The sequence below is a fragment of the Solwaraspora sp. WMMD937 genome (genome assembly GCF_029581175.1).
GTDB lineage: Bacteria > Actinomycetota > Actinomycetes > Mycobacteriales > Micromonosporaceae > Micromonospora_E.
On the sequence record NZ_CP120738.1, the window covers coordinates 4,400,735 to 4,426,716 of the forward strand.

The window sequence follows — 25,982 nt, forward strand, 5'->3', positions numbered from 1 at the left end:
CACGCCCCCCGCTGAGCCGTCGATTCGAACGTCCGCCGTGCGATGCCCCGACCACCTGCGGCAGAGCGGGGACAGCACCGGATCTGGGGGCCCACGTGGTACCGCGACGTCCGGCCGACGCACCGACTCCCGTGGCGGGACATCTCGTCGGTCACTGCACGGCTTCGGCCTGCTCGCCGCAGGTGGCCCCGGGTGGCCTCGGTGATGGGTGGCGGCGCTGCCGCCGCTTTTACCGGTGGCCGGCGGTCGGGTGGCCGCCGGCGGGCCGGGGTACGGTGGTGGCCGTGCCGACCTCTGCGGTGCCGACCCCGGACGTCGTGGCGGAGCAGCGCCGCCGGGCGGCGCTGGCGGCCCGACAGGTACGCGGATACGCCGCCGGCCTGCCCGGCCAGTTCAGCTTCGCGGCTGTCGAGCGCGGCACCGGGGCCGGGTTCCGTACCGGTGACGAGCTCCAGTTCCAGACGGCGAGCATCGTCAAGGTGGGGATTCTCACTGCCCTGCTGCTGGACCGGGACGGGATCCCGTTGACCGCCGTGCAACGCGACCGGGCCGAGGTCATGATCACAGCCAGTGACAACGCGGCGGCCAGTGAACTCTTCGCCGCCATCGGCGGCGTCTCTGGACTGGACCGGGTCAGCACCGGACTCGGCCTGGCCCGGACCCGACCGAGGTCGGCCTGGGGAACGACCGTCACCACCTCAGCCGACCAGGTCCGGCTGCTCCGAGTGCTGGTCGACGAGGAGAGCCCGCTGCGACCGGCGGACCGGGGCCTGGTGCTGGACCTGATGGGTCGGGTAGTCGACGGACAGCGGTGGGGGGTGCCGGTCGGTGCCGGTACGACCGGCTCCCGTACCTGGGTGAAGAACGGCTGGGACACCGTCGACGATCATGACGGACGCTGGCTTGTCAACAGCATCGGGCGGATCGTCGAGGACGACCACGACTGGCTGGTGGCGGTGCTGTCCGACCACCACGACTCGCTGGATGCCGGCATCGCGGCGGTGGAACAGGCGGTGCGAATCGCCTTCGACACGTGGCGCCGGCCGGCCCCGGCCGGCTAGCCCTCGGCCGGCCGGCACCGTGTCGGCGGGTCAGGCCGGGCCGAACGCCCGGTCGCAGGCCTCGCGCAGGTCGACCTGAGCGGCCGAGATCGTCAGGTTCCCCTCGATCGGCTCCTGGTCGGCGGCGGCCCGGGCGGCGTCCACCAGGTCTTTTCCGCGAGCGGCCAGGGTGGCGTCGGTCGATGCCTGTGCCTGCCGGCCGATTTCCCGATTGACGTCGTGGTCGAGCTCGGCCGCGCTGATCTCACGCAGGTCCTGGCATGCCTGCCAGCCTTCGGTGTCGGCCGGTGGGGTCTGCGATGTGCTCTCGTCGGCCGCTGGCGCCGGAGTCGCCTGCGACTGCTCGCCCCTGGTCAGCGCGCCGATCCCGATGACCAGGACGGCCAGCACGACCGGCGCGGTGATCCACAGCCAGACGGGCCGGCGGCGGGAGGGGGAGAATCCGGAGTGGTCAGCAGCAGTGCGGTAGGGGTGGCTCACGGTAGTGCCTCTCAGGTCCGACTGGGCGGGGCGGAGCTCCGACTGGCGAGGGAAGCGGTGGCCTACGGCATAGCGGACATCAACGCCTGTGCCGTCATATATTCATACACGTCGCCTTCATGTGCTGCCCCATAGTAGGCTTTTCGCTGCGGAAGGCAACCCGTCCATCGCCCCAGGTCGTCCGGACGGACAGGGGTGGTCGTAAGCATCCGGAAACCCGGGCCTGTCAGACTGGGCCGGTGTATGACGTCGACGTGCTCGTGATCGGATCCGGCCCCAGCGGACAGAAGGCGGCGATCGCCGCGGCGAAGCTCGACCGGAGCGTCATGGTCGTCGAGCGCGCGCACATGCTCGGCGGCGTGTGCATCAACACCGGCACCATCCCCTCCAAGACCCTGCGCGAGGCCGTCCTTTACCTGACCGGCCTCAACCAGCGCGAGGTCTACGGTCAGAGTTACCGGGTCAAGGATCACATCACGGTCAGTGACCTGGCCGCCCGGACCCAGCACGTGATCGGGCGCGAGATCGACGTGACCCGCAGCCAGTTGACCCGCAACCGGGTACGGATCATGACCGGCACGGCACGGTTCGATGACCCGCACACCGTGGTGGTGACCGATGCGACCGGCCACGGAAACAAGGTCACCGCCGAGAAGATCGTGATCGCGGCCGGCACCCGCCCGGCCCGCCCGGCCAGCGTCGACTTCGACGAGCGGACCATCATCGACTCGGACGGCATCATCAACCTCGAACAGGTGCCGCAGTCGATGCTGGTGATCGGAGCCGGGGTGATCGGCATCGAGTACGCCTCGATGTTCGCCGCGCTCGGCACCGAGGTCACCGTGGTGGAGCGGCGGGACCGGATGCTCGAGTTCTGCGACCTGGAGATCGTCGAAGCGCTCAAGTATCATCTGCGTGACCTCGCTGTCACCTTCCGATTCGGTGAGGAGGTGGCGTCGGTGCAGCGCCACCAGCGCGGGGCGGTCGCGGTGCTGGAGAGCGGCAAGCGGATCGCCGCCGACACCGTGATGTACTCCGCCGGGCGCCAGGGCGTCGCCGGTGACCTCGATCTGGAGCGGGCCGGCCTGACCGCCGACACCCGGGGCCGGATTCAGGTCAACGAAAGCTTCCAGACCACGGCCGGGCACATCTACGCGGTGGGGGACATCATCGGTTTTCCCGCCCTGGCCTCCACCTCGATGGAGCAGGGCCGGCTCGCCGCTCACCACGCCTGCGGTGAACCAGCCCGTGGCATGCCGCAGCTACAACCGATCGGCATCTACACGATCCCGGAGATCAGCTTCATCGGCAGCACCGAGGACCAGCTCACCGACAACCGGATGCCCTTCGAGGTGGGGGTCGCCCGCTACCGGGAGCTCGCCCGTGGGCAGATCGTCGGCGACTCGTACGGGATGCTCAAGCTGCTGGTCGCCCCGGACAGCCGGCAACTGCTCGGCGTGCACATCTTCGGCACCGGGGCCACCGAACTGGTGCACATCGGGCAGGCGGTGATGGGCTGCAACGGCACCGTCGACTACTTTGTCGACGCCGTGTTCAACTATCCGACCCTTGCCGAGGCGTACAAGGTCGCCGCGCTGGACGCGATGAACAAGATGCGGCACCTCGCCCAGCTGCACGACTGACGGTCGGCTGTCCATCCGACGGGCCCGGAGGGTCAGTCGGGTCCAGCCGGTGCTGCCCGACGGCGGTGCACCGCGACTGCGGCGAGCAGTACACAGCCGGTCATCGGCACCACCAGGGGGACCAGCTGCCAGGTGACCAGGATCAGACCGGTGAGGGAAAGCGTCAGCAGCACCGTACCGCCGGGGTCGGTCCGCAGCGTGTGCACCGCGGTGCGCAGCAGCGCCGGCCAGGCTGCGCCCGGGTGCCAGCCAGCGGCGGCCCGCAACAGTACGGCGCCCAGGCCGACCGCGGTGAGCAGGCAGGCCGCCGCGACCAGCTCACCGACGGGCAACTGGCCGGTGCGTACCACCGCCGCGTCGAAGTACAGCAGCAGTCCGGCCCCGACCGCCGCGAGCGACCACCGCCAGCTGCCGGGCAGCGCGGCCCGCAACCGTACGCCGAAGGCACCGAGCCGGGTGCTGCCGGTGTCGTCGACGTACGCCCGCAGCTGCGCGCACCCGGCGGCCAACGCGGCCAGCAGCGTGACCAGCGGCAGCCCGCTGACCAGCACCAGCACTCCGACCAGCAGGGTCTCACCGAACAACGCGAAGCGGGCGCCACGCACACCTGCTCCGGCGGTGGTGGCGAGGTCGTCGCGGCCGGTGGCGCTCACCCCTTCAGCCCCGAGGTGGCGACCCCGTCGACCAGCAGACGCTGGAAGAGCAGGAAGAACCCGATGACCGGCAGCAGAGCGAGCATCGACATGGCCATCAATGCACCGTAGTCGGACAGCGTGGTCTGATCGATGTAGAGCTGCAGCGCCAACGGCAACGGGTACTTGTCCGGGGTGCTGAGGTAGATGAGCGGGGCGAGGAAGTCGTTCCAGGTCCAGATGAAGGTGAAGATGGCCGTGGTGACCATTGCCGGCCGGGACAACGGCAGCACCACGTGCCAGAAGATGCCCCACGGCCCAGCGCCGTCGATCCGGGCCGACTCGTCCAGCTCATGCGGGATGCCGCGCATGAACTGGACCATCAAGAAGACGAAGAACGCCTCGGCGGCGAGGAACTTGCCGGCCAGCAGCGGCACGTAGGTGTCGACCAGAGCGAGTTTCTGGAAGACCGCGTACTGCGGGACGATCAGCACGTGGAACGGCAGCAGCAGGGTCGAGATCATCAGTACGAACAGGACGGTACGACCACGGAACCGTAGCCGGGCGAAGGCGTAGCCGGCCAGGGCCGACGACGCCACCGTCCCGACCACGGCGAGCACCGCCAGCACCGCCGAGTTCCAGAAGAACCGCAGCACGCTGATACCGGCCATGCCCTCGGCCGCCCGCTGGTAGTTGCCCAGCGTCGGGTCCTGGGGAAACAGTTCCAGGCTGCCGACGATCGACCCGGACGGTTTGAACGAGGCGGAGACGACCCAGACCACCGGGTAGAGGATGATCACCAGCAGCGCCACCGCCGCCAGATGCCAGCCGACGCTGCCGAGGCGACGCCGCCGGGTGGCGGCACCCGCCGCCTGGGACCCGGGGGTCATCGGTCGTCTCCCGAGTAGTGGACCCAGCCACGGGCAGTCCGGAACAGCATCGCGGTCACCAGCCCCACGCCGAGCAGTAGCATCCAGGCCATCGCCGAGGCGTAGCCCATCCGGAAGTCGGTGAAGCCCCGGTCATAGAGGTAGACCGTGTAGAACAGGGTCGAGCCGGCAGGGCTGCCGTTGCGGCCGCCGATGACGTACGCCGAGGTGAAGATCTGGAACGAGTTGATCGTCTCCAGCAGCAGGTTGAAGAACAGCACCGGCGAGATCATCGGCAGGGTCACCGACCAGAACCGACGCGCCCGGCCGGCGCCGTCCACCTCGGCCGCCTCGTACAGCTCGGTCGGCACCTGCTTGAGTCCGGCGAGGAAGATCACCATAGGCGCGCCGAACTGCCAGGCCGCCAGCAGCACCAGCATGAGCAGCGAAAAGTTGGGATTGCCGACCCATCCGCCGCTGTCCAGGCCGACCGAGCTCAGCAGTCGGTCGACCACCGCGTCGTCGCTGAACAGCGCCTTCCAGACGATGGCGACGCTGACGCTGGCGCCGATCAACGACGGCCCGTAGAACGCTGCCCGGTAGAAACCCTGGCCGCGGCGGCGCTGGTTGAGCAGCATCGCCACCGCCAGCGCCGCGACGAGCTTCAACGGTACGGCGAGCAGCACATAGCCAGCGGTGACCCGGACCGACTGCAGCCACCGGTCGTCGTCGAAGAGCCGGCGGTAGTTGTCCAGCCCGACCCATCCCGGCTTGGTGAACAGGTTGTAGTCGGTGAACGACAGATACAGCGAGGCCGCCATCGGGCCGACCGTCAGCAGCAGCATGCCGACGATCCAGGGGGACAGGAACAGGTAACCGGCCACTGGGTCGCCGTTGCGGCGACCCGATGGCGGCGTCGCCGGTCTACGGCGGCCGGCTGCCGCGGGCCGGGCGGAGTCGACGGTGGAGCTTGTCATCGGATCTCTCGGGCTGGTCACCGCGTACGGATCAGGGCTCGAGGACTTCCTCGGCTTCGGCGAAGAGCTGGTCGACCGCTCCTGCCACGCCGATCCGCCCGTAGTGCAGTTCCTCGCTGATCCGGATGAACGCCGCCTCGATGCTGCCGGCACCGCGCGGTGGCGCCGGCGGTGCCTGGGTGAGCAGATCGGCGATGGTCTCCTCGTAGGCGGCCACGGCGGCCAGCGGTCCGTCGAGTTCGGCCGCGTCGCGTTGGGCGTTGGTAGCCGGCAGGCCACGGTTGCCGCCGAAGATCCGACCCACCTCCGGATGGTTGATCATGAAGGAGATCAGTCTGGCGGCCGCCTCCGGATGCTCGGTGTCGGCCGACGTGCTCAGCAGCATCGCCGGTTTGAGGTACTGCCCGAGTTGCCCCGGGTTGTTGCTGGGCACCGGGCCCAGCCTGATCTCGGTGTCGGTCTCGCCCGCGTACCGGGTGAGGAAGTTGTCCCAGCTGAGGTCGGAGGCGGCCAGATCGTCGACCCACAGGGAAGCCGGCTTGATCTGGACGGCGGTCTCCACCGGCAGGACCACGTCCTGCTCGATCAGGTCCATGCCCTGCTGCCAGAACCGCGCCAGCCGTTCCTTGCTGAAGCCGAGGCGGCCGTCCTCGGTGAACAGCGCGCCGCCCTCCTGACGCAGCTGCGCCTCAAGGTTGTAGATCACCCCGGTGTAGTTGCCGCCGCCGTAGGTGCCGGTCTCGGCCTTGATGGTGGCCATCGCGGCGTGGTAGTCGTCCCAGGTCCAGCCGATCGCCGGCGCGGGCACCCCGGCCTGCTCGAACAGCGCCGGGTTGTAGAACATGCTCCAGGTGTTGCCGCCCACCGGGACCGCGTACAGCGTGCCGTCGACCGCGCCGGCGCCGTCGAACCCGGCCAGCAGGTCGTCGAGGACGAGGTCGGTGCCGATGTGCTCGTCGAGACCGCCGAGCACTCCCCGGTCGGCGTACTCGCGCAGGTAGGAGAAGTCCATCTGCAGGACGTCCGGCATGTTGCCGCCGGCGGTCTCGGTGGTCAGCTTCTGCCAGTACGCCTCGTATTCCTGGAAGCTCGGCGTCACGGTGATGCCCGGGTTCTTCTCCTCGAACAGGTCGATCGCCTGCTGCATCAGGTCGGCCCGATCGGCGTTGCCCCACCAGGAGTAGCGCAGCGCGACCTCGCCCGACTCGGTGTCGTCGCCGCAGGCGACGGTGCCGGTGGCGACCAGCGAGAGGGTGGCAGCGATGGCCAGCGACCTGGTGAATCGTTTCAATATTGCCATCAGAAACCTCCGGATCCGAGCCGACCAGCAGGTGCGTAACCATGTGTCAGGGGCCACAGGAAGCGCTTGTCAACGTAGGTTAGGAGTCAGTTACATGTGCGTCAATGGCTGACTTGAACGTTACAACTCCGCGACATGCCCGCCGACCCGGGCCGGGCCGGGGCAGCACGCCGGCCGCCCTGGTCGTACCATCGCGACATGGCAGAGATGGTCACCCTGCGGCTGAGCCCGCAGACCCTGGCCAGGGCGCGGGCCGCTGCCGAACGGGACGGGATGACGCTCTCCGACTGGATCGACCGGGCCGCCCGCCGGGAAGCGCGCCGCGACGCCGCCCGGGCACACGAGGAGTGGCTGGCCGCCAACCCGGAGGTCCGCGACGAACTGGACGGCTTCGACGAACTCGCCGACACGCTGGAGTCCGGCTGGTCCGACCTGTCTGACGCGGCGTGAACCGCGGCGAGATCTGGACCGTCGGCGAGCGCTCCGACCTGCGCTACCGGGTAGTGGTGCTGTCCGGCGACACGCACAACGAGCGGCCCAGGGCCGCCCCGTACTGCGCGCCGATCGTCCGCCAGCGCGGCGCCACCAGCCTGCCGCCGTTCGTGGTGCCGCTGGCCGAGACCGACCCGCTGTCCGGAGTCGTCGTGGTCAACCGGATGCGCCGCATCTCCGGCCGATCCGGGGCGGAACGGGTCGGCATGGTGACCGGTGCCAGCATGGCCCGACTGGAAGAGGCGATGCGGGACCTGTTCGACCTCTGACAGGTGCGCGCGGCCTGGCACCTCGGACGGGTGCAATCCCCGCCGACGCTGGCGGAAGCGCCTGGCCAGGTGGTACGACGGTCCGATGGGTATCGTGTCGCCCGGGTTCCAGGGCCGTCCACGTTCTCCCGGCGCTGTCACCCTGCCGCCGGGACAGTATCTGACCGAGGACTTCCCGGTGCTGTCCGCCGGCCCGACCCCGCGCATCGACGTCGCCGGCTGGCAGTTCGTGGTCACCACCGAGGACGGCACCGAGCAGCGGTGGAGCTGGCCGGAGCTGCTCGACCTGCCCAGTGAGGACGTCACCGTCGACCTGCACTGCGTGACCAAGTGGTCCAAGCTCGGCACCCGCTGGCACGGCGTCTCCCTCGACACCCTGCTGGCTGACATAGACACCAGCGCCGACTACGCCCTCGCCCACTCGTACGGCGGTTACACCACCAACCTGCCACTGGCCGACCTGCTCGACGGGCAGGCATGGATCGCCTACCGCTACGACGACGCCGACCTGAGCCCGGAGCACGGCGGCCCGGCCCGGCTGCTGGTGCCGCACCTCTATCTGTGGAAGTCGGCCAAATGGGTGCACGGCATCCGGCTGCTGACCGACGATGAACCCGGCTTCTGGGAGACCGCCGGCTACCACGAGTACGGTGACCCATGGCGCGAGCAGCGGTACCAGGGCGACTGAGCTGGCGGGTGGCCCGCCTCGCCGCCGTCCGCGACGAGACGACGACCGCCCGTACCCTGCTGCTCGACGTGCCGGACTGGCCCGGACACCTGCCCGGCCAGCACGTCGACGTGCGGCTCACCGCCGCCGACGGTTACCAGGCACAGCGCAGCTACTCGGTCGCCAACGCGGCCGACGGCGACCGGGTCGAGCTGACCGTGCAGCGGGTGCCCGACGGCGAGGTCTCCGGCTACCTGGCCGGCCCGTACGCCGTCGGTGATCCGGTGGAGATCCGCGGACCGGTCGGCGGCTGGTTCGTGTGGCGACCGGACACGACGGATCCGGTGCTGTTGATCGCTGGCGGCTCCGGCATCGTGCCGCTGATGGCGATGATCCGCGCCCGGCGGGTCGCCCGAAGCCGGGTACCGTTCCGGCTCATCTACTCGGTGCGTACCCCGGCCGACGTCTACTACGCCGACGAGTTGCGCCGCCGCGCCCGCGACGACGCCGGTCTCGACGTCAGCTACGTCTACACCCGCCAGGCGCCCGAGGGCTGGCCCGGCCAGGTCGGCCGGATCGGAGTCTCCCGGGTCAACACCGACGGCTGGCCGGCCATGCTCGAACCGGCCTGCTATGTCTGCGGGCCGACCGGCTTCGTGGAGACGGTCGCCGACATCCTGATCGCCCTCGGGCACGACCCCCGCCGCGTCCGCACGGAACGATTCGGACCCACCGGAGGTTGACATGACTGATCGGCCCGTGACGTCGGTGCTGCGCGACGGACGTCATCTGACGGACGAGCAGCACCTGCCCGACGAGCACCACCTGGACGGTAACGCGCTGGCCGGTCCGCTGGGCGAGATCTTCGCGGTGGACGTCACCACCGCGATCGGCCGCTGCGCCAGCTGCGGGCGGGCCGGACCGCTCGCCGCCCTGAGGGTCTACTCCGACGCGCCCGGCCTGGTCGCCCGCTGCCCGCACTGCACCGGGGTGCTGCTGCGACTGGTACGCGGCCCGGTCGACGTCTGGCTCGACCTGCACGGTGCACTGAGCCTGCGGATCGCCGTGCCGATGGGTTGAGCATCTCCGTCTCCGCCGGGCGGACCGGCCCGGCGGAGTCGGATCAACTCAGCCGGTGAACGGCGCGGGACCGAACCGGCCCCAGGCGACGAACGCGGCCATCGCGGCATAGACCAGGTCGGGCAAAACCGTCAGGCGCTCGCCGCGTCGCAGCCGCATGGTCGCCGCACCGGTGAACAGCACCGCGACGCAGACTGCGGTCACCGGCACCAGGACCGGGGCGATGCCGAGTACCGCCGGCAGGATCAGCCCCGCTGCCGCCAACAGCTCCAGGATCGTGATGACCCACAGCGTGCGAGGGCTGAAGTCCATCACCCACTCCCCGGCCCGACCGATCGAGGCCAGCTTCTCCCGGGGCACCAGCACCTTCCCGGTGCTGACCACCATGACGACGGCCAGCCAGCCGGTGACGATCCACAGTACGAAATTCATGGTTGTCCTTTCGATCGGTCGCGAGCGGCACGTACCACGGTGGTGGGGTCGCCGACCGGGCCCAGGTGCCGCAACTTGTCCGGGTTGGCGATGGAGTGGATGGCGCGGACCCGCCCGTTGGCGATGTCCAGCCCGATGACCCCGACCAGCCGGTCCTGCGGGTCGTAGGCGGCCGCGCCGGGTTGTCCGTTGACCGAGGCCGGCCTCAGCCGTACCCCGAGATCCGGCAGCCGGGGCAGCCAGGTCGCCAGGACGCGGGCCACCCGGGTACGCCCGTACACCGGCCGGGGCAGCGCGGGAACCTTGCCGCCGCCGTCGCCGTGCATCGCCACGTCCTGCGCCAGCAACTGCTCCAACGCCGGCAGGTCGCCCTGCTGGGCGGCAGCGAGGAACCGTCGGGCCAGCTCGTCGCGTTGCCGCCGGCTGGCGTGGTAACGCGGTCGGCGCGCGCGGATCTTCTCCCGCGCCCGGGCGACCAGGTGCCGGGCACCGTCCACGTCGGCGCCGACGATCTCGGCCACCTGCGGGTACGGGTAGTCGAACACCTCGCGCAGCAGGAACGCGGCGCGCTGCTGCGCTGACAGGCTCTCCAGCAGGACGAGAAAGGCCAGCGACAGTGAATCGGCGGTCTCCGCCTGCTCGGCCGGTGTGGGATCGGTGACCAGCGGCTCAGGCAGCCACTCGCCGACGTAACGTTCCCTACGGACCCGGGCCGAGCGGAGCTGGTCGATGGCTAACCGGGTGGCCAGCGTGGCGGCGTACGCCCGGGGTGAGGCGATCGCCTCGCCCCGCAGCGCACTCTGGTGCATCCGCAGGAACGTCTCCTGCGTGACGTCCTCGGCCTCGCTGACGCTGCCGAGCATCCGGTAGGCGATGGTGAACGCCCACGGGCGCAGTTCGTCGTAGATTTCGGTGGGCGGCATGGCCGACTACCGCCGCCCTTCGGTACGGGTCGTCATCGGGTGGTCTCCACTCGTCGTCCTCACCACCACAGACGAGACACCCCGACCCGGCATGACAGGGTGTTACCCGGGTCACAGTGCGGCGCCGGCAGATCGCAACATGGAGGGTGCGGCAGCGCCGCACTGGCCGGGGGCAGGTGTATGTACCGACGTGCAGGGCATCAGAGCGGTTCGCCGGGGATGGCGCTGTAGTCCTTGCGAATCTGCTCGACCAGCGGAGTCATGTCGGACCATCGGGTGGCGTCGATCGCGGTGACAGCCCGGACGCCAACCGCGGCGTTGGTGGTGAAGGCCGCGGCGTAGCGATCCAGCTCCGACACGTCGACGCGGCGCTCGAGCCCTGCGCGTACCTGCTGGATCAATGCCATCGTGATTCCCGGCAGCACCGGTGCCCGTGGCCAGACGATCTCGTCGCCTTCGATCAGGCCGAGGTTCCAGGTCGCCCCCTCGGAGATGAAACCCTCCCTGTCCACGAACAGCACGTCATCGAACCCAGCGAGTTGAGCCTGCCGGCGGTGGAACATCGTCGCGAACAGGCCGAGGTGCTTGACGGCCGGTACGTCCCGCTCGTAGCAGCGAGTGGTAAGCGCCAGCGGTCGTGGTGGGACCGACGACACCGCTCGTGTGGTGACGAGCACCTGAGGGCGTGATGCGCTGGCGGGATACCCCAGGTCGAGGTCCGGGTCGAACACCGTCACCCTGGCGACGGTCGACTCGGCGGAACCCACAACCTGGCGGACATAGCTGCGAACCTCGTGCTGATCGAGTTCCGCGCCGAAGAGCGCGCGGCAGTCCCTTGCCAGCCGGTCGAGGTGAAGTGCGAGTCCGCGCACCCGGCCGGCGTCCACTCGCATGGACGTGAAGTGACCGTAGTTGGTGAGACCCAGGACTCTCAGGTGATCCAGATCGACGGGCTTCCCGTTCAGCAGCATGATGCCAGTCTCCGATCCGGGCATGGCCGCCGCGATCAGCAGACCGGTGGGGCGGACGCGCGCAGCGCCTCGGCCAGCCACTCGAACGGGAACCGTTCCGGCTCCACGCCGTTGACGGCAGTGACCAGCGCCATGTGGTCGGCCGTCTGGATCCGGAATTCGGGGGTATCCGGCGAACCCGGGCTGTCCGGTGTCGCGAATACGCCGGTCAGCCAGCCCATCCACCGGTCGGCGATCTCCCGCCCCTGCGGCGAGTCCGGTGGTACCCGGTCCCGCGCCGCGTCCATCACCGCCTGGCCGATCGGCGTAGCCGCCTCCATCCGGTCCAGCATCGGCGATGAGGTCATCAGCGGCCCGGCCCCGGTGGTGCACACCTGGTGCAACTCGCGGCGCTGACGCTCAGACCGGTACGTCGGGCGACATCCCCGGTGGGGTACAGCTCGTTCATCTCCACGACGTCCACTGTGCGATCTCAAGCGGCTCGAGATACAAGCTCCGTGAAGTCGCGCCGGCAGCGGTACGTCGGATTCGTCACGCCGACTCCTGCGGCGCGGAACCGATCGGCTTGACCATCTGCTGAGCGGTGACCGTGAATCCGGTCGACTCGTACAGTCGGCGGGCCGCCAGGTTGTCTCCGAAAACGTTCAACCCGAGCCGGGTGACTCCGCGCGCCGCCAGCACCGGCTCGACAGCGGCCAGGATGGCCCGCCCGTACCCGGTGCCGCGGTGGGCGGTGTCCACCTCGATGTTGTAGATCCAGGCCGGCCGCTCCGGCTCTGCCGGATCCGGCAGCCCGACCCAGATCCAGCCGACCGGCCGCGCGTCGTCGGTGCCCGTCTGCCGCACGACGAGGAACAGCATCCGCTCGGTGGCCAGCCCGTCGGGCACCAACTCGGCGTGCTGGCGGCGGGACTCGGTCAGTGCCGTCTCGGTGGTGGCCCGACCGGACCGCAGCAGGTCACCGGCATAACCCGCCACCAGTGCGGGAATCCGTACGTCGTACTCGCTCTGGGTCATCGGGTGCAGCGATACGGTACGCGCGTCTGACATCGTCACCGGCACATCGTGGCGTACCTGGTCGTGTGCCGTCACGTCAATTGCGCGACGGTCGTCGGCCGGCGGCACACGATCGTGGGTGGGACCAGGCGGCACCGCCGCCAGTACACTGCCGCTGTGGCGACCGAGGCGGACCGTGGTGGCGGTCAGAACCTGCCGCACCACCTCAACGACCTGCCGAAGGCCCAGTTCGCGTTCCCCGGGCCGCTGCGCGACCGGCTGGTCGCGGCGATCCTCACCGGTGCGAAGACTTCCACGTCCGGGCTGCTGCGCGAGTACCGGCACGAGGACGAGCCGCTGCCGGTCGCGGGGGACCGGTCCGTTCTGGTGGACTCGGCGGACCGGCCCTGCGCGGTGCTGGAGACCACCGAGGTACGGGTGGTCCCACTTGCCGAGGTGGACCTCGCTCACGCCGTCGACGAAGGTGAAGGGTTCACCGACGTAGCCGGCTGGCGCCGCGCGCACATCGACTTCTGGCAGTCGGCGCCGATGCGGGCCGCTCTCGGTGACGAGACGTTCACCGTCGACGCCCGGACGATGGTGGTGGCCGAACGGTTCCGGATCGTGCAGCGGATCTGGCGGTCCGGCGAGGTGGCCCTCGCCTACGCCGCCGAGAGCCGAGCGGCGGTCGACGCGCTACGGGCCGTACCGGGGGCGGACTTTGACCGGCCGACCAGATGCGCGCCGTGGACAGTCAAGGAACTGCTTGCGCACACCGTGATCGCGCTGTCCCGTACCGTCGAGATGCTCGACGACGGCGCACCTGCCGCCGGCCCCGACGGCCCGGTGGACGCGATCGGCTACTACACGCCCGACGCACGGTTCCGTCCCGATGCGGACGGTGGGCGGATCGCCGACGCTCAGCGGTGGGCGGCGGCTCGGACGGTTTCCGCCGCTGTCGACGAGCTGGCGGCGCGGGCAGCGGCCGCCGCCGCGCGAGTCGCGGCGCAGTCGCCGGACCGCCTGGTCGTCACCCGGCACGGTGACCTGATGACGCTGACCGACTTCCAGGCCACCCGGGTCGTCGAGCTCGCCGTCCACGGTGTCGACCTGGCCGACGGCCTCGGCATGGCGTCGTGGCTGACCGCCCCGGCGGCGGACCTGGTGGTGGCGCTGTCGGCGGGCACCACCCTGGCGCCGCTGCGGGCGGCGCGCCGATGGGACCGGCCGACATTGGTACGCGCGGTCACCGGGCGGGTCGGTTCAGGTGACGTGGATCCGGCGGAACTGCACCCGCGGGGGGTGCGCTCTCCGTTCTTCGGCGGCACGCACCGTCCCACCATGGTTGGCGAAGAGTAGCGGGACCGACCTGCCCTCGAAGCGCCTTGCGACTGCCCGTAGGTTGACAGCGACAAGGCCACAACGAGACCCTTTCGCGATTCTGACTTTTGGTGCTGGAGGTTTGCCGTGGACTGGTCCCTCGGGAACATACTGATTCTGCTGGTCGTGGTGTTGCTCGGTGCAGTCGCCGGGTGGCTCGTGATGAGCCGCCGGTCCGCCGCCGGCAAGGACGCCTCGGTGAAGCCCGAGGCGACTGCCGTGGCCGAGCCGCCGACTGCTACCTCGGAGGAGCCGTCGCCGGCCGAACCGGCCCGGCCGGAACCCGCATCGCCGGCTGATCCGGTCAAGACCGAGCCCGCCACCGAGGTTCCCGCCGAGCCCGCCGCGGCCGAGCCGGTCAGTGTCGAGCCCACCGCCGACAAGCCGGTCGACCCCGAGCCGGTCGACCCCGAGCCGGCGCTGGCCGCTGATCCTGCTCCCGCGACGCCCGCCGCCGCCGTTGAACCCGCTGCCGCCGTTGAACCCGCTGCCGCCGCCGTCGAGCCAGCCGCTGCTGGACCCGCTGTCGACCCGCCCACGGCCGCCGAGCCGTCCACTGCTGCCGAGCCGCTCGCCGAACCGGGGCCGGCGGACGACTTCCGACGCATCGAGGGCATCGGGCCGAAGATGGCCGCCGCCCTGCAGTCCGCCGGGATCCGCACGTACGAGCAGTTGGGCGCGACCGACGAGGCGGCGCTGCGCGCGGCGGTACGTGCCGCCGGCGTACGCGCCACCGCCAGCCTGCCGACCTGGCCGGCCAAGGCCCGGGAGCTGGCGGCGGCCCGCTCCGCAACCTGACCGGGTACGGCCCGACAGCCAAAGTGGACCGACGTTGGTGACTTAGGTTCCGGCGATCGGGACGTAAGGCGGCAGTGTTCGATCACCGTACCGAGTGACGATGAGGTCGGCACCGGCGGCAGGGTGCCGCCGGTGCCGACCGAACGAGGTGATCGGCATGACCGCAGTCGTTGAGGTGCACACCAAGCCGGCGCGACGTTCCACAGCGCCCACGGCCGGACCAACGCGATCCTGATGCCGCACGTGATCCGTCACAACGGGGCGCGGCCCGGCGAGCTGTCCGGCTGGCCGAAGATCGAACCGTCGTTCCAGGCGGTCGGGGTCGACGAGGAGTCGTTCCTGGCCAGTCTGCCGCAGCAGGCGGTCAACGCGTACGAGGACCAGTGCGCCCCGGCGAACCCGCGGATGCCGGTGCTCGACGACATGCAGGAGATCATGCGCACCGCGTACTACGGCGCGGCCGGTCGTTGATCGTCTCCGGTCCGGCTGCGACACGCTGCCGCAGCCGGACCTGTCCCGCCTGCCCATCGGCCCTGGCGGACCGCGCACCGTGCGCCGTGCGCCGATCGGTGACCGTGATCCGGGCAGGGCACGTTCGGCGTCGCCAGTCGGCCCGCCGGATCGTCACGGCCGACAAGCGACGGCACCACGGCGGTCAGGAGCTCGGGGCTGACTTTCCCCAGCGGGGGGCGGCGAACCGCAGCCCGGCGAGCCGGTCCGGCGGCGCGGCCAGGCCCGGCCCGCCGGCCGCGATCCACTTGAGGACACTCGACAGTGACGTCTCGTCGAGCACCCCGCCGAGCCACACCGCACGGGCGCCCAGTCGGTGGGCCAACACCGCCGGCTGCACGACTACTACGTTGGACCGGTCACAGGCGTTGAGGCAGTCGGACACCCGTACCGGCGCACTGGTACGCAGGACGTCGAGCTGCCGGTCGTGGTCGACGTTCGGGTGTTTGCGGCGGGTGCCGCAACAGCAGCCTCGGCAAACGGTCACCCGGACGGGGTGCCCGGACGCCGGGCCCGCCGCGCCGTCCTCAGTCGTCACGCGACGTCGGCGAGCGTGGGCCGCCGACCACCGGTCCGGGCCGGGGTGAGTAGCAGTCCGAAGACCACCCCGAGTACCGTCCACATCGTGGCGAGCTGCGCCAGCGAGGCGAGCCGGAAGTCCCACAGCAGCGCCGCCGGGATGTCGGCGGGCACGTCGACCCCGGTGGCCGGCCAGAGCGCCAGCAGCAGGGCGTACCCGACGACGGCCAGCGCCGCCGCGACCACCGTCCGGTAGGGTGCCGGCCGCGCCCAGCCGGTCAGCCGCCGGTGGGTCAGCAGCGCCAGCCAGGTCACGGCGGCCGCGGCGATGATGAACGACAGATACTGTCCGGTGCGCTGGTTGACGGTGTCCGGGTCACCGACGCCCGGTGGGTTGGCCGGGAAATGGATCGCCGGTAGCAGCGCCACCACGACGAAGCCGAGCCCGGCGAGCAGCCCCACCCGGCGGAAGTCGTCGCGGCCGGGCAGCAGGTGCCGGGTCGCCGCGAAGACCACGGCGACGATCAACGCCAGACACAGCGCCACCGCCACGGTGGCGACCAGCCCGCCGAAGACCTGCATGGCCCGACCGACCAACTCCTCGTCGTGGCGGTGTCCAGTCGGCCCGGTCGCCGCGCGGGCTTCCTCGACGACCAGCGCCGACTCGATCTGCGGTTCGACGATCAGCAGGGCCGCCACCGCGCCCGCCGCGCCGGCGGCCGCGCCGGCGAGCAGGCCGCAACCCAGCACCGCACCGAACGGGTAGGTGCTCATCGGAGCTGGCCGCCGCTCAGTGGCACGGTACGCCGAGGGCGTGCCGGCCGTCGTGGGTGAACTCGTGCACGAACTCGGCGGCACCGGCCAGCACCAGCCCGTTGTCCTGCGCGACCAGGTAGATGACGACCGCCGCGACGGCGGCCAGCAACCAACCGGCGAGCGGTACGCGGATGGCGGTGGTGGTGACCTCGCCGCCGACAGAAGGTGCAGTCATGCCAGGAAATCCTCTCGTCCATGCCTCGTGGCGATGCGGTGCATGCCACGGCCGGTCTCCTGGCTCCCGGATCGTCGCGGCCGTCCCGCCTTCCCGGACCGTCGTCGGCCCAGTGGCGTGGTGGAACGGACACTTCCCGGTCACAGTGGCGAGGACCACGCCGGAATCACACCGGCTTCCCGAACACCGTGGCCTGCGCAGCGTACCGCCGTGGTGACCGCTCGGGCAATGACTGCGGCCGTGGCCGGCACCGGGACCGGCGCCACATTGACGGTGGACCGCCGGTGGGGGAGCATGACCGGCGCGAGCGGTGCGCGGAGGAACCCGGTGCGAATCCGGGGCGGTCCCGCCACTGTGACCGGTGAGTCGCGTCCCCATGAGACAGCCACTGCCCCAGCGGCGGGAAGGCTCCGGACGCGACGTCGATCCGGCAGCCAGGAGACTCCGGCCGCTCGCTGGTCCACCGGTACGCGGGCGTGGACACCCGCGGGAGGGATTCACCATGCACACCTGTCGGCCCCTGCCATGACGCCGTACCCGTTCACCGCCGTCGTCGGCCTGCCCGACCTGCGGCAGGCCCTGCTGCTCGCCGCAGTGCACCCCGGCATCGGCGGTGTGCTCATCCGGGGTGAGAAGGGCACCGCGAAGTCAACGATCGTCCGCGCGCTGGCCGGGTTGCTACCGGAGGTCGACCGGGTGCCCGGCTGCCGGTTCGGCTGCGACCCGGCAGCCCCGGACCCGACCTGCCCCGACGGGCCGCACACCGCGCCGGTGACCGCACGCCGCGGCCCGGCCGCTCTGGTCGAGTTGCCGGTCGGCGCCACTGAGGACCGGGTGGTCGGCACCCTCGACATCCAGCGGGTGCTCAGCGCCGGAGTGAAGGCCTACGAGCCGGGGCTGCTCGCCGCCGCGCACCGGGGCCTGCTCTACGTCGACGAGGTCAACCTGTTGCCGGACCACCTGGTGGACCTGCTGCTGGACGCGGCGGCGATGGGCCGGGCCCACGTCGAACGCGACGGGGTGTCGGTCAGTCACGCCGCCCGGTTCCTGCTGGTCGGCACGATGAACCCGGAGGAGGGCGAGCCGCGTCCACAGTTGCTGGACCGCTTCGGGCTGATGGTGTCGGTGGCCGCACCTACCGAGGTGGCCGACCGGGCCGAGGTGGTGCGCCGGCGGCTGGCGTACGAGACCGACCCGGTGGCGTTCGCGGACCGCTGGCGGACCACCGACAGCCAGCTCGCAGTGCGGGTACGCGACGCGCGGGCGGCCCTGCCCGCGGTCACGCTGCCCGATGCCGAGATCGACCGGATCGCCCGGATCTGCCTGGCGTACCAGGTGGACGGTATGCGGGCTGACATCGTGATGGCCCGCGCCGCGGTCGCGCTGGCCGCCTGGCGCGGTCAGGCGGCGGTCACCGCCGCCGAGGTCGCCGAGGCAGCCCGGCTGGCACTGCCGCACCGGCGGCGCCGTGACCCGCTCGATCCGCCCGGCGCCGACGAGCAGCGCCTCGACGAGGTGCTGCGGGACGAGTGCGGCGACGACGACCCCGGTCCTGCGCCGCCGGATCCGCCACCACCGGACGCCGGTCCGCCGCAGGGTCCGCCACCACCGGCCGGCGGCCCGTCAACCGGCCCGCCCGAGTCGGACGCCGGCCCGTCGACCGAGCCAGCTACGCCGGACGCCAGCGGGCCGGCGGACGGTGCCGAGCAGCCGGACGGCGTACCGCCGGGCGGTCCGGCTCCGGCGGCGGCCGGGCCCGCGTACCGGCCCCGGACTTTGCGGCTACCCGGGCTCGGGGCCGGCGCGACGCCCGGCCGACGTTCGGCGGCCCACGCCGACCGGGGCCGGGTGGTCGGTGCCGGATCACCGGCCGGACGGCCGTCGACGGTGCACCTACCGGCCACGGTGCGCGCCGCCGCATCCCGGGGTGCCCGCCGGATCACCCCCGCCGACCTGCGCCAGGCCCGCTACGTCGGCCAGGAGGCGAACCTGATCCTGTTCGTGGTCGACGCCTCCGGGTCGATGGCGGCCCGGCAGCGAATGACCGTGGTCAAGACCGCCGTGCTGTCGCTGCTGCGCGACGCCTACCACCGGCGGGACCGGATCGGGATGATCACCTTCCGGGGTGCCACCGCCGACGTGGTGCTGCCGCCGACCAGCAGCCACGAGGTGGCCGTCGCCAAGCTGGCGCAGCTGCGCACCGGTGGCCGTACCCCGATCGCCGCCGGGCTGCGGGCCGCCGCCGCCACCGTCGCCGCCGAGCGCCGCCGCGAGCCACGCCGCCGGCCACTGATCCTGTTGGTCACCGACGGGCGGTCGACCAGCGGGCCGAATCCGATAGCCCTGGCGCCGCTGCTCGCCGGCACCGCGATGGTGATGCTCGACTGCGAGTCCGGTCCGGTGCGACTGGGCCTGGCCCAGCGGCTCGCCACCGCTTTCGACGCCGAATGGCTGCCGCTGGAGGCGCTGTCGGCGGTGCTGCCGCATTCTCGGGTCGGCCTCGCCGACGGGAGGGCTGCCTGATGCCACAGGGTAAGCCGGAACATGTCCCCGACGACGGGCTGACCACCCGGGCCCGGCGGCGTCAGCCGGTGCTCGCGGTGCACACCGGGCCCGGTAAGGGCAAGTCGACAGCGGCCTTCGGCATGGCGTTGCGGGCCTGGGCGGCCGGCTGGCCGGTGGTCGTCTACCAGTTCGTCAAGTCTCCGAAGTGGAAGGTTGGCGAGGAGGCAGCCCTGCGTACCCTCGGCGAGTCCGGCCGGGGAGCGCCGGTGACCTGGCACAAGATGGGTGAGGGCTGGTCCTGGATTCAGCGCCCCGGCAGCGAGCGCGACCACGCCGCCGAAGCCGCCGAGGGCTGGGCGCAGATCCGCCGCGACCTGGCCGCCGAGGCGTACCGGTTCTACGTGCTGGACGAGTTCACCTACCCGATCAAGTGGGGCTGGATCGACGTCGCCGAGGTGGTGTCGGTGCTGCGGGACCGGCCGGGCGGCCAGCATGTGGTGGTCACCGGCCGGGACGCGGCGCCGGAGCTGATCGACCTCGCCGACCTGGTGACCGAGATGACCAAGGTCAAGCATCCGATGGACGCCGGACGCAAGGGCCAGCAGGGCATCGAGTGGTAGCCGTACCTCGGGTGGTGGTGGCCGCCCCCGGCTCCGGGCATGGCAAGACCACGGTGGCCACCGGCCTCCTCGCAGCCTACGCGGTCCAGGGTGTCCGGGTCGCCGGCTTCAAGGTCGGCCCGGACTACATCGACCCCGGCTACCACACGCTCGCCGCCGGCCGGCCCGGCCGCAACCTGGACCCGGTGCTGGTCGGTGAGGAGCGCGTCGCGCCACTGTTCGTCCACGGCGCTGCCGGTGCCGACCTCGCGGTCATCGAGGGCGTGATGGGGCTCTACGACGGCCGGGTCGGCGGTGCCGACGTCGGCTCCACCGCCCAGGTCGCGGCGCTGCTTGCGGCCCCGGTGCTGCTGGTCGTCGACGCGGCCGGGCAGAGCCGGTCGATCGCCGCACTGGTGCACGGGTTCCGGTCGTTCGGTCAGGTCCACATCGCCGGGGTGATCCTCAACCGGGTCGGCTCCGACCGGCACGAGCAGGTGCTGCGGGACGCCTGCGCGGAGGTCGGCGCGCCGGTGCTCGGGGTGCTGCTGCGGCATCCGTCGGTCGACACCCCGTCCCGGCATCTGGGTCTGGTGCCGGCTGTGGAACGCGCCGCCGAGGCACGTACGGCGGTCGGTGCGCTGGCGGAGTTGGTCGCCGCGTCGGTGGACCTGGCCGCGGTGGCGGCGGTGGCGGGTGCCGCACCCCCGCTGGCGGTCGAACCCTGGTCGCCGGCGGCTGCCGTACGGCATGCGGACGCCCGTCCCGGCGAGAACGTGCCTGGGGAGGCGAGCGGTGACCGGCCGGTGGTCGCCGTCGCCGGTGGACCGGCGTTCAGCTTCGGCTATCCGGAGACCGTCGAGCTGCTGACGGCAGCCGGTGCCGAGGTGCGTACCGTTGATCCGGTCCGCGACCAGCGACTGCCCGCGGCGACTGTGGCGTTGGTCGTCGGCGGCGGCTTTCCCGAGGTGTACGCCGCCGAGCTGGCCGCGAACGCCGGGTTGCGGCGGCAGGTGGCGGCGTTGGCGGCCGCCGGCGCGCCGATCGTCGCCGAGTGCGCCGGCCTGCTGTGGCTGTGCCGCACCCTCGACGAGGCGCCGATGTGCGGGGTGCTGCCGGCGGATGCGCGGATGACGTCCCGGTTGACGCTCGGCTACCGCGATGCGGTGGCGTTGACCGACAGCGTGTTGGCGCCGGAGGGGGCCCGGCTGACCGGCCACGAGTTCCACCGTACCGAGGTGACGCCGCGGGCCGGCGCGGCACCGGCCTGGGGGTGGCGTGGCGCGGCGCCGGAGGGTTTCGTCGCCGGTGGCGTGCACGCGTCGTATCTGCACCTGCACTGGGCCGCCCGGCCGCAGATCGCGTCCCGGCTGGTCGCGGCCGCGCGGCGGGCGGTGTCAGTCCCGTGGCAAGCTGGCGGTGAACATGGCGATCAGCCGTTCGTAGCTCTCCGTAACGTCCTCGGGCAGGCCGAACCCGCCGTCGATTTCCAGGCTGACGAAGCCGTGCATCATCGCCCGTAGGCAGCGGGTGGCGTGTACCGCCGCTGACCGCTGCAGTCCGTAGCCGCGCAGCACGGCCAGGAACACCTCCAGCAGCCTGGTTCCTTCGGTGGCGGTGATCGGGTCGCGGATCGGGTCGGCGGGCATCGCCGCCCACCGGGCGGGATGCCGGCGGACGTAGTCCCGGCTGGCGTGCATCAGGGCGGCGACGGCCGCGTCCCGGCTGAGGCCGAGGGTGTGGCGGGTGAGTTCGTCGGCGAACTCACCGACGAGCCGGGACCCGATGAGCGCCCGCAGTTCGGTGAGGCCGCCGGTGACGTGCTTGTAGAGCGATGGTGTGGCGACCCCGACTCGGCCGGCCACCGCGTTGAGCGACAGCGCGTCGAGTCCCTGCTCGTCGATGAGGGCGATCGCGGCGTCGACCAGGCCGCCCCGGGTGAGCCCTGCTCTAGGCACGTCGGCGGCCGGACCGCGTCGGCTGGCTACAGATCATAACGTTGAAGCTAATGTTGTTAGCTTGGCCCGTCAAGTTGGCCCGGGTCGTCGAAGTGGCCCGGCGTCAAGTGGGTCTGGCTCGGCCGGGCCGGGCTCGGGCCGCCTGTCGACGCGAGCTGCGGCAGTATGGAGCGCATGTGCCGAAGCATCAAGACGCTCCGTGAGCCGTACACCGCCGATGTGACCGACGCCGACATTGAGGCCGCCGCGCTGCAGTATGTCCGGAAGATCTCTGGTTTCCGGCAACCCGCCGCCCACAACGCGGAGGCGTTCGACGCCGCCGTGGCGGCCGTCGCCGCCGCCAGCCGCGAATTGCTGGATCGTCTGGTGGTCCGCGCCCCGGCGGCCCGGTAGGCCACGGCTCCGCCATGACCATCGTCGACGACAACCGCACGATGTGACTGTTCGCGATTCTGTGAATATCCTTAATAGAAACTTGAGGTTCCGGACAGATCCGTCGACCATCCACCCACGTATCGCCCGGTAGCTGCGTTTCGGGCAGCGGCTACCGAGAGGAGCGGTGCATGTACGGGTGGGACATCAGGAGTGGGCGGGCGCGCAAGGTCTTCGTCGGGGTGGCGGCGGCAGCCCTGCTCGGCGGCGGACTGGCGGTCGGCACCGGGCTCGGCAACGCGGGGGAGAACTGCGACGGCCTGGACACCGCGCTGCGGAACAACCTGACCTTCATCGCCGAGCAGCGGGCCAACCCGGACGCCCTGTCCAACGACCGGATCGCCAACCGGCAGGCAGTGGTCGACCTGATCGAGCAGCGGCGGGCCGCCGCCGGCTGCACGGCCGACGTCGGCGTCGGCGCGCCGGTCGCAACGCCCGCGCCGGAGCAGCCCGACGGTACGGGCGACGCCGCCGCACCGGACACCGGGGCACCCGGCGAGGTCGTCTGTGCGGGATCGACGGTCACCCTGTTCAACGAGGACGCCGCCCCGGCCGCCTCCAGCGGCACCTTTCCTGTCGGCACCGTGCTCAAGGTGACCAACCTGGACAACGACCGGAGCATCACAGTCACGGTGACCAGCCCGTCGGGCAGCTGCGTCCTGCTCAACGACGCCGCCTTCGAACAGATCCGAGAGCCGGGCAAGTTCGTCATCCGGCGGGTCGTGGTCGAGCGGATCAGCTGACCCGTACCGCGTCGTGCCGTCGGCGCCCGGCGACGGCACGACGCCGGATCACCCATTCCGCCACCACCACGTTGATCAGCCAACCGGCGGCCATGGTGCCGGTCCGGCCCGACGCCGTCACCGGGCCGACCACGGCCAGCCAGGCCAGCTGGGTGAAGAACTGGGTGCCCGCACCCATCCCGATCGCGTAACCCCGGATCATCCAGGCCCGGTGGGCGGCGAAGTCGCGGCGCCGGACCGCGAGGAAGCCGACCAGCACACACGCCGCCATCGCCACACTCACCACCACCCGGATGGCGACCAGCAGCTCACTGTCGACGGCCGCCGGCGGCAGGAACAGGGTCAGCCACAGGCCGGTCCCGGCGGTGAGCAACCCGCAGAGCACCAGGATCCGCCCGGCGGCCCGGTGCCAGGCCCGGTGGCGTCGCCGCAGGCCCGGCGCGAACTGGAACGCACCGACGAGGCTGAAAACAGTGACGGCGACGATGTGCGTCACCAACGCCACCGGGGCAGCGGTGACCCGGTCGCCGTCGGGCACGATGGGCGGCCCGCCGGCCAGTTCGGCCAGCCGCAGGCTGCCGGCGGCAACCGGAACCACGCTGAGCAGCACCAACCCGGCGGGAATCAGCCAGTTGGCGGCGGGAGAGCGGCCGGTGGCGGTGCGGACGGAGGACTGCGGCGTCGACCGTGGATTCGGTACGGGTGTGGTCATGGCTCGATCGTCGCGGCGGCACGGCCGATGGTCATCGCCACGCGGGCCGTTGTCGTCCCGGCCGTTGGACGGGGCCGCTCGTCGTACTTCTGGCTGGTACGCCGTGAACGCCCGCTGCGTACGATCGCGGTGTGCGTGCGCTGCTGCGGTCGGTGTGGGCGGAGCCCGCCGTCGCCGATCCGCCGACGCGGGTCTGGCGGGACTGGGCACTGCTCGGCGCGGTCTGGGTCGTGGCGACCATCGAAGGACTGCTCCGTACCGACCTGGTGTCGCCCGCGTACTCGTTGATCATCGCCCTGGCGTTGGCGCCGACGCTGTGGTGGCGGCGGACCAGGCCGCTGCTGATGGTCGCCGTGGCCTTTCCGGTCACCGCCGTGGCCGCGCTGCTGGTCGGCCACGAACCGGACCTGGTCACCGGTGTCTACCTGCTGATCCTGCCGTACGCGCTGTACCGCTGGGGTTCCGGCCGGCAGATCGTGGCCGGTACGGCGATCATCTTGGCCAAGCTGGGTCTGTCGATGGGGGTGGGCCATCTCGACCTCGCCGACCTGGTCGGCGGGACGGTGGTGGTGTCCGCCGCGATGGCCGTCGCCACCGCACAGCGATACCGGGCGACGCTGTGGGCCCGCGAACTCGACCAGGCCAGATCGGCCGAACGCGAAGCACTCGCCCGCGACCTGCACGACACGGTGGCCCACCACGTGTCGGCGATGGCGGTCCGCGCCCAGGCGGGCATCGCGGTGGCGCCGACCCGTCCGGCGGCGGCGCTCGACGCGCTGGCCGTGATCGAGGCCGAGGCGACCCGCGCCCTGTCCGAGATGCGGCTGATGGTGCGCGACCTGCGTCACGGCGAACCGGCCGCGCGACTGGACCCGGCGGACCTCGCCCCCAATCCCGGCATCGGCGACGTCGCCCGACTCACCAGCCGCGACCAGCCCGGACCGGTCGTCGACGTCACCCTGCACGGCGACCTCGACGACATCCCGGCGACCGTCGCGACCGCCGTCTACCGGCTGGCCCAGGAGTCGGTGACCAACGCCCGCCGGCACGCCCGGCACGCCACCCGGATCGAGGTCCGCGTCGACGCCGACGCCGACGCGGTGCGGCTGCGGGTCAGCGACGACGGCGACACCGGCACGGCGCGGACGGTCGCCACCGGCGGCGGATTCGGCATCGTCGGCATGACCGAGCGGGCGACGCTGCTCGGCGGCACCTGCGACGCCGGTCCGAGCCAGGATCGGGGCTGGACCGTCGCCGTGTCCCTGCCCCGCCAGGCCCCGGCCGGTCGGGCCGGGACGTGACCGTCCGGGTGGTCGTCGCCGACGACCAGGAGATCGTCCGGACCGGGCTGACCATGATCCTCGACGCCCAGCCGGGCATTGAGGTCGTCGGCGAGGCGGCCGACGGCCGACGGGCGGTCGACCTCGCCCACCGGTTGCGTCCCGACGTGTGCCTGTTCGACATCCGGATGCCCGACGTGGACGGTATCGAGGCCACCCGCCGCCTCGCTGGTCCCGGCGTCGTCGATCCGCTCGCCGTGGTTGTCATCACCACCTTCGACCTCGACGAGTACGTCTACGCGGCGCTGCGCGCGGGTGCCCGGGGCTTCCTGCTCAAGGACGCCGGCACGGCGCTGCTCACCCAGGCCGTCCAGGCCGCCGCCGCCGGTGACGCACTCATCGCGCCGGCCGTCACCACCCGCCTGCTCAGCGCCTTCGCCGCCGCCGGTCCGGAAGCGCCGGCCCGCCAGCCGCTCGATCCGTTGACCGACCGCGAGGAGCAGGTGCTGGTGGCCGTCGCCCGGGGCCGCACCAACACCGAGATCGCCGGCGAGCTGCACATCAGCCTCAGCACGGTCAAGAGCCACCTCGCTGCCCTGATGACCAAGCTCGGCGTCCGCAACCGGGTCGAGGTCGCGATCTGGGCGTACGAGACCGGCCGGGTCCGCGTCGGCCTCGACCGGCCGACGTAGCGTGCGACGCGCGGACTGTCACTGCGGACCTGACCGCTGCGCGAGCGGGTCAGCCTCGACCAGCTAGCCGG

The 25,982-nt window shown here is 71.6% G+C and carries 29 protein-coding genes, 4 pseudogenes and 2 riboswitches; of the genes and pseudogenes, 18 read left to right on the plus strand and 15 right to left on the minus strand.

The window, feature by feature from the left end:
• Nucleotides 1–284: 284 nt before the first annotated feature.
• Complete coding sequence (locus O7621_RS19530) at nucleotides 285–1,061, plus strand: serine hydrolase (RefSeq protein ID WP_282230584.1); 777 nt, start codon at nucleotides 285–287, stop codon at nucleotides 1,059–1,061.
• Between the two features lie 30 nt (nucleotides 1,062–1,091).
• Here the strand turns inward: O7621_RS19530 and O7621_RS19535 are convergent, their stop codons facing one another.
• Nucleotides 1,092–1,541 (minus strand): hypothetical protein, encoded by a 450-nt coding sequence (locus O7621_RS19535; protein WP_282230585.1) that lies wholly within the window; start codon nucleotides 1,539–1,541, stop codon nucleotides 1,092–1,094.
• A gap of 239 nt (nucleotides 1,542–1,780) precedes the next feature.
• On the opposite strand from O7621_RS19535, the gene sthA reads away from it, so the two are divergent.
• The gene (sthA, locus tag O7621_RS19540; protein WP_282230586.1) at nucleotides 1,781–3,184 is read left to right on the plus strand and encodes a Si-specific NAD(P)(+) transhydrogenase; all 1,404 of its coding nucleotides are present in this window, start codon (nucleotides 1,781–1,783) and stop codon (nucleotides 3,182–3,184) included.
• Nucleotides 3,185–3,216: 32 nt separating this feature from the next.
• On the opposite strand, the gene O7621_RS19545 is transcribed toward sthA, so the two are convergent.
• Genes O7621_RS19545 through O7621_RS19560 form a run of 4 tightly spaced genes read right to left on the minus strand, consistent with a single transcriptional unit; the run spans nucleotide 3,217 to nucleotide 6,962 of the window.
• Entirely contained in the window at nucleotides 3,217–3,837 is a 621-nt protein-coding gene (locus tag O7621_RS19545; RefSeq protein WP_282230587.1) for a hypothetical protein, read from the minus strand.
• Nucleotides 3,834–4,706, minus strand: a complete 873-nt coding sequence (locus tag O7621_RS19550; RefSeq protein WP_282230588.1) for a carbohydrate ABC transporter permease — start codon at nucleotides 4,704–4,706, stop codon at nucleotides 3,834–3,836. The genes O7621_RS19545 and O7621_RS19550 overlap by 4 nt, the downstream gene beginning before the upstream one ends.
• Entirely contained in the window at nucleotides 4,703–5,662 is a 960-nt protein-coding gene (locus O7621_RS19555; RefSeq protein ID WP_282230589.1) for a sugar ABC transporter permease, read from the minus strand. Before O7621_RS19555 ends, O7621_RS19550 begins: the two co-directional genes overlap by 4 nt.
• Nucleotides 5,663–5,693: 31 nt before the next feature.
• On the minus strand, nucleotides 5,694–6,962 hold the full coding sequence (locus tag O7621_RS19560; protein ID WP_282230590.1) for an extracellular solute-binding protein: 1,269 nt from the start codon (nucleotides 6,960–6,962) through the stop codon (nucleotides 5,694–5,696).
• A gap of 198 nt (nucleotides 6,963–7,160) precedes the next feature.
• Here O7621_RS19560 and O7621_RS19565 point away from each other — a divergent pair, with 198 nt between their 5' ends.
• The 5 genes from O7621_RS19565 (at nucleotide 7,161) to O7621_RS19585 (ending at nucleotide 9,470) form a co-directional block, all read left to right on the plus strand.
• Nucleotides 7,161–7,412 (plus strand): hypothetical protein, encoded by a 252-nt coding sequence (locus tag O7621_RS19565; RefSeq protein WP_278168905.1) that lies wholly within the window; start codon nucleotides 7,161–7,163, stop codon nucleotides 7,410–7,412.
• Complete coding sequence (locus O7621_RS19570; RefSeq protein ID WP_278168906.1) at nucleotides 7,409–7,723, plus strand: type II toxin-antitoxin system PemK/MazF family toxin; 315 nt, start codon at nucleotides 7,409–7,411, stop codon at nucleotides 7,721–7,723. Before O7621_RS19565 ends, O7621_RS19570 begins: the two co-directional genes overlap by 4 nt.
• Nucleotides 7,724–7,808: 85 nt before the next feature.
• Complete coding sequence (locus O7621_RS19575; RefSeq protein ID WP_282230591.1) at nucleotides 7,809–8,411, plus strand: sulfite oxidase-like oxidoreductase; 603 nt, start codon at nucleotides 7,809–7,811, stop codon at nucleotides 8,409–8,411.
• Nucleotides 8,381–9,133, plus strand: coding sequence for a ferredoxin reductase (locus O7621_RS19580; protein WP_282230592.1), 753 nt, complete (start codon nucleotides 8,381–8,383; stop codon nucleotides 9,131–9,133). The genes O7621_RS19575 and O7621_RS19580 overlap by 31 nt, the downstream gene beginning before the upstream one ends.
• A gap of 64 nt (nucleotides 9,134–9,197) precedes the next feature.
• Nucleotides 9,198–9,470 (plus strand): DUF6510 family protein, encoded by a 273-nt coding sequence (locus O7621_RS19585; protein WP_282234659.1) that lies wholly within the window; start codon nucleotides 9,198–9,200, stop codon nucleotides 9,468–9,470.
• A gap of 48 nt (nucleotides 9,471–9,518) precedes the next feature.
• On the opposite strand, the gene O7621_RS19590 is transcribed toward O7621_RS19585, so the two are convergent.
• The 5 genes and pseudogenes from O7621_RS19590 to O7621_RS19610 form a co-directional block, all read right to left on the minus strand.
• Nucleotides 9,519–9,902 (minus strand): DoxX family protein, encoded by a 384-nt coding sequence (locus O7621_RS19590; protein ID WP_282230593.1) that lies wholly within the window; start codon nucleotides 9,900–9,902, stop codon nucleotides 9,519–9,521.
• On the minus strand, nucleotides 9,899–10,825 hold the full coding sequence (locus tag O7621_RS19595; RefSeq protein ID WP_282230594.1) for an RNA polymerase sigma-70 factor: 927 nt from the start codon (nucleotides 10,823–10,825) through the stop codon (nucleotides 9,899–9,901). The genes O7621_RS19590 and O7621_RS19595 overlap by 4 nt, the downstream gene beginning before the upstream one ends.
• Nucleotides 10,826–11,025: 200 nt before the next feature.
• A complete protein-coding gene (locus O7621_RS19600) occupies nucleotides 11,026–11,796 on the minus strand; it encodes an aminotransferase class IV family protein (protein WP_282230595.1) in 771 nt (256 codons plus the stop codon).
• A gap of 35 nt (nucleotides 11,797–11,831) precedes the next feature.
• Nucleotides 11,832–12,188: pseudogene (locus tag O7621_RS19605) on the minus strand (MerR family transcriptional regulator); the annotation flags it as partial.
• A gap of 139 nt (nucleotides 12,189–12,327) precedes the next feature.
• Nucleotides 12,328–12,846 carry a GNAT family N-acetyltransferase gene (locus tag O7621_RS19610; protein WP_282234660.1) on the minus strand — a complete coding sequence of 173 codons (519 nt, stop codon included), beginning with the start codon at nucleotides 12,844–12,846 and terminating at the stop codon, nucleotides 12,328–12,330.
• 159 nt (nucleotides 12,847–13,005) lie between these two features.
• On the opposite strand from O7621_RS19610, the pseudogene O7621_RS19615 reads away from it, so the two are divergent.
• The 4 genes and pseudogenes from O7621_RS19615 to O7621_RS19630 form a co-directional block, all read left to right on the plus strand.
• Nucleotides 13,006–13,428, plus strand: a pseudogene (locus O7621_RS19615) (ASCH domain-containing protein); the annotation flags it as partial.
• A gap of 39 nt (nucleotides 13,429–13,467) precedes the next feature.
• A pseudogene (locus O7621_RS19620) lies at nucleotides 13,468–14,151 on the plus strand (maleylpyruvate isomerase N-terminal domain-containing protein); the annotation flags it as partial.
• 183 nt (nucleotides 14,152–14,334) lie between these two features.
• On the plus strand, nucleotides 14,335–14,970 hold the full coding sequence (locus O7621_RS19625) for a helix-hairpin-helix domain-containing protein (RefSeq protein ID WP_282230596.1): 636 nt from the start codon (nucleotides 14,335–14,337) through the stop codon (nucleotides 14,968–14,970).
• Between the two features lie 234 nt (nucleotides 14,971–15,204).
• Nucleotides 15,205–15,441, plus strand: coding sequence for a hypothetical protein (locus tag O7621_RS19630; RefSeq protein WP_282230597.1), 237 nt, complete (start codon nucleotides 15,205–15,207; stop codon nucleotides 15,439–15,441).
• 184 nt (nucleotides 15,442–15,625) lie between these two features.
• On the opposite strand, the gene O7621_RS19635 is transcribed toward O7621_RS19630, so the two are convergent.
• From O7621_RS19635 to O7621_RS19645, 3 genes are read right to left on the minus strand one after another with little or no spacing between them, the layout of a single operon-like run.
• Complete coding sequence (locus O7621_RS19635) at nucleotides 15,626–15,967, minus strand: hypothetical protein (protein WP_282230598.1); 342 nt, start codon at nucleotides 15,965–15,967, stop codon at nucleotides 15,626–15,628.
• Between the two features lie 47 nt (nucleotides 15,968–16,014).
• A complete protein-coding gene (locus O7621_RS19640; RefSeq protein ID WP_282230599.1) occupies nucleotides 16,015–16,773 on the minus strand; it encodes a CbtA family protein in 759 nt (252 codons plus the stop codon).
• Between the two features lie 16 nt (nucleotides 16,774–16,789).
• Nucleotides 16,790–16,990, minus strand: coding sequence for a CbtB-domain containing protein (locus O7621_RS19645; protein ID WP_278168918.1), 201 nt, complete (start codon nucleotides 16,988–16,990; stop codon nucleotides 16,790–16,792).
• Between the two features lie 31 nt (nucleotides 16,991–17,021).
• Nucleotides 17,022–17,196: riboswitch (cobalamin riboswitch) on the minus strand.
• A 111-nt stretch (nucleotides 17,197–17,307) separates the two neighbouring features.
• A riboswitch (cobalamin riboswitch) is annotated at nucleotides 17,308–17,435 on the plus strand.
• An 80-nt stretch (nucleotides 17,436–17,515) separates the two neighbouring features.
• On the opposite strand from O7621_RS19645, the gene O7621_RS19650 reads away from it, so the two are divergent.
• The 3 genes from O7621_RS19650 to O7621_RS19660 are packed head-to-tail and all read left to right on the plus strand — an operon-like array spanning nucleotide 17,516 to nucleotide 21,617.
• On the plus strand, nucleotides 17,516–19,513 hold the full coding sequence (locus O7621_RS19650) for a VWA domain-containing protein (protein ID WP_282230600.1): 1,998 nt from the start codon (nucleotides 17,516–17,518) through the stop codon (nucleotides 19,511–19,513).
• Complete coding sequence (cobO, locus tag O7621_RS19655) at nucleotides 19,513–20,115, plus strand: cob(I)yrinic acid a,c-diamide adenosyltransferase (RefSeq protein WP_282230601.1); 603 nt, start codon at nucleotides 19,513–19,515, stop codon at nucleotides 20,113–20,115. Before O7621_RS19650 ends, cobO begins: the two co-directional genes overlap by 1 nt.
• Nucleotides 20,109–21,617 carry a cobyrinate a,c-diamide synthase gene (locus O7621_RS19660; protein WP_282230602.1) on the plus strand — a complete coding sequence of 503 codons (1,509 nt, stop codon included), beginning with the start codon at nucleotides 20,109–20,111 and terminating at the stop codon, nucleotides 21,615–21,617. Before cobO ends, O7621_RS19660 begins: the two co-directional genes overlap by 7 nt.
• Here the strand turns inward: O7621_RS19660 and O7621_RS19665 are convergent.
• Nucleotides 21,576–22,052 (minus strand): annotated as a pseudogene (locus O7621_RS19665) (TetR/AcrR family transcriptional regulator); the annotation flags it as partial. The gene O7621_RS19660 and the pseudogene O7621_RS19665 sit on opposite strands and share 42 nt — an antisense overlap.
• A gap of 174 nt (nucleotides 22,053–22,226) precedes the next feature.
• Here O7621_RS19665 and O7621_RS19670 point away from each other — a divergent pair.
• Both O7621_RS19670 and O7621_RS19675 read left to right on the plus strand, forming a co-directional pair.
• Complete coding sequence (locus tag O7621_RS19670; RefSeq protein WP_278168922.1) at nucleotides 22,227–22,445, plus strand: DUF2277 family protein; 219 nt, start codon at nucleotides 22,227–22,229, stop codon at nucleotides 22,443–22,445.
• A gap of 170 nt (nucleotides 22,446–22,615) precedes the next feature.
• On the plus strand, nucleotides 22,616–23,227 hold the full coding sequence (locus tag O7621_RS19675; RefSeq protein ID WP_282230603.1) for a hypothetical protein: 612 nt from the start codon (nucleotides 22,616–22,618) through the stop codon (nucleotides 23,225–23,227).
• On the opposite strand, the gene O7621_RS19680 is transcribed toward O7621_RS19675, so the two are convergent.
• Nucleotides 23,220–23,939: a DUF2306 domain-containing protein gene (locus O7621_RS19680; protein WP_282230604.1), complete on the minus strand. Its 720-nt coding sequence runs from the start codon at nucleotides 23,937–23,939 to the stop codon at nucleotides 23,220–23,222. The genes O7621_RS19675 and O7621_RS19680 overlap by 8 nt on opposite strands.
• A 131-nt stretch (nucleotides 23,940–24,070) precedes the next feature.
• Here O7621_RS19680 and O7621_RS19685 point away from each other — a divergent pair, with 131 nt between their 5' ends.
• Nucleotides 24,071–25,240: a histidine kinase gene (locus tag O7621_RS19685; RefSeq protein WP_282230605.1), complete on the plus strand. Its 1,170-nt coding sequence runs from the start codon at nucleotides 24,071–24,073 to the stop codon at nucleotides 25,238–25,240.
• Nucleotides 25,237–25,911: a response regulator transcription factor gene (locus O7621_RS19690; RefSeq protein ID WP_282230606.1), complete on the plus strand. Its 675-nt coding sequence runs from the start codon at nucleotides 25,237–25,239 to the stop codon at nucleotides 25,909–25,911. The genes O7621_RS19685 and O7621_RS19690 overlap by 4 nt, the downstream gene beginning before the upstream one ends.
• Nucleotides 25,912–25,982: the final 71 nt, after the last annotated feature.

Coding starts and splice junctions, on each gene's coding strand:
- O7621_RS19640 (WP_282230599.1), bottom strand. CDS start 16,773: ATGAGCACCTACCCGTTCGGTGCGGTGCTGGGTTGCGGCCTGCTCGCC.
- O7621_RS19680 (WP_282230604.1), bottom strand. CDS start 23,939: ATGACCACACCCGTACCGAATCCACGGTCGACGCCGCAGTCCTCCGTC.
- O7621_RS19630 (WP_282230597.1), top strand. CDS start 15,205: ATGCCGCACGTGATCCGTCACAACGGGGCGCGGCCCGGCGAGCTGTCC.
- O7621_RS19675 (WP_282230603.1), top strand. CDS start 22,616: ATGTACGGGTGGGACATCAGGAGTGGGCGGGCGCGCAAGGTCTTCGTC.
- O7621_RS19645 (WP_278168918.1), bottom strand. CDS start 16,990: ATGACTGCACCTTCTGTCGGCGGCGAGGTCACCACCACCGCCATCCGC.
- O7621_RS19565 (WP_278168905.1), top strand. CDS start 7,161: ATGGCAGAGATGGTCACCCTGCGGCTGAGCCCGCAGACCCTGGCCAGG.
- O7621_RS19625 (WP_282230596.1), top strand. CDS start 14,335: ATGAGCCGCCGGTCCGCCGCCGGCAAGGACGCCTCGGTGAAGCCCGAG.
- O7621_RS19580 (WP_282230592.1), top strand. CDS start 8,381: ATGGCGCGAGCAGCGGTACCAGGGCGACTGAGCTGGCGGGTGGCCCGC.
- cobO (WP_282230601.1), top strand. CDS start 19,513: ATGCCACAGGGTAAGCCGGAACATGTCCCCGACGACGGGCTGACCACC.
- O7621_RS19550 (WP_282230588.1), bottom strand. CDS start 4,706: ATGACCCCCGGGTCCCAGGCGGCGGGTGCCGCCACCCGGCGGCGTCGC.
- O7621_RS19595 (WP_282230594.1), bottom strand. CDS start 10,825: ATGCCGCCCACCGAAATCTACGACGAACTGCGCCCGTGGGCGTTCACC.
- O7621_RS19600 (WP_282230595.1), bottom strand. CDS start 11,796: ATGCTGCTGAACGGGAAGCCCGTCGATCTGGATCACCTGAGAGTCCTG.
- O7621_RS19560 (WP_282230590.1), bottom strand. CDS start 6,962: ATGGCAATATTGAAACGATTCACCAGGTCGCTGGCCATCGCTGCCACC.
- O7621_RS19575 (WP_282230591.1), top strand. CDS start 7,809: ATGGGTATCGTGTCGCCCGGGTTCCAGGGCCGTCCACGTTCTCCCGGC.
- O7621_RS19590 (WP_282230593.1), bottom strand. CDS start 9,902: ATGAATTTCGTACTGTGGATCGTCACCGGCTGGCTGGCCGTCGTCATG.
- O7621_RS19650 (WP_282230600.1), top strand. CDS start 17,516: ATGACGCCGTACCCGTTCACCGCCGTCGTCGGCCTGCCCGACCTGCGG.
- O7621_RS19670 (WP_278168922.1), top strand. CDS start 22,227: ATGTGCCGAAGCATCAAGACGCTCCGTGAGCCGTACACCGCCGATGTG.
- O7621_RS19555 (WP_282230589.1), bottom strand. CDS start 5,662: ATGACAAGCTCCACCGTCGACTCCGCCCGGCCCGCGGCAGCCGGCCGC.
- O7621_RS19610 (WP_282234660.1), bottom strand. CDS start 12,846: ATGTCAGACGCGCGTACCGTATCGCTGCACCCGATGACCCAGAGCGAG.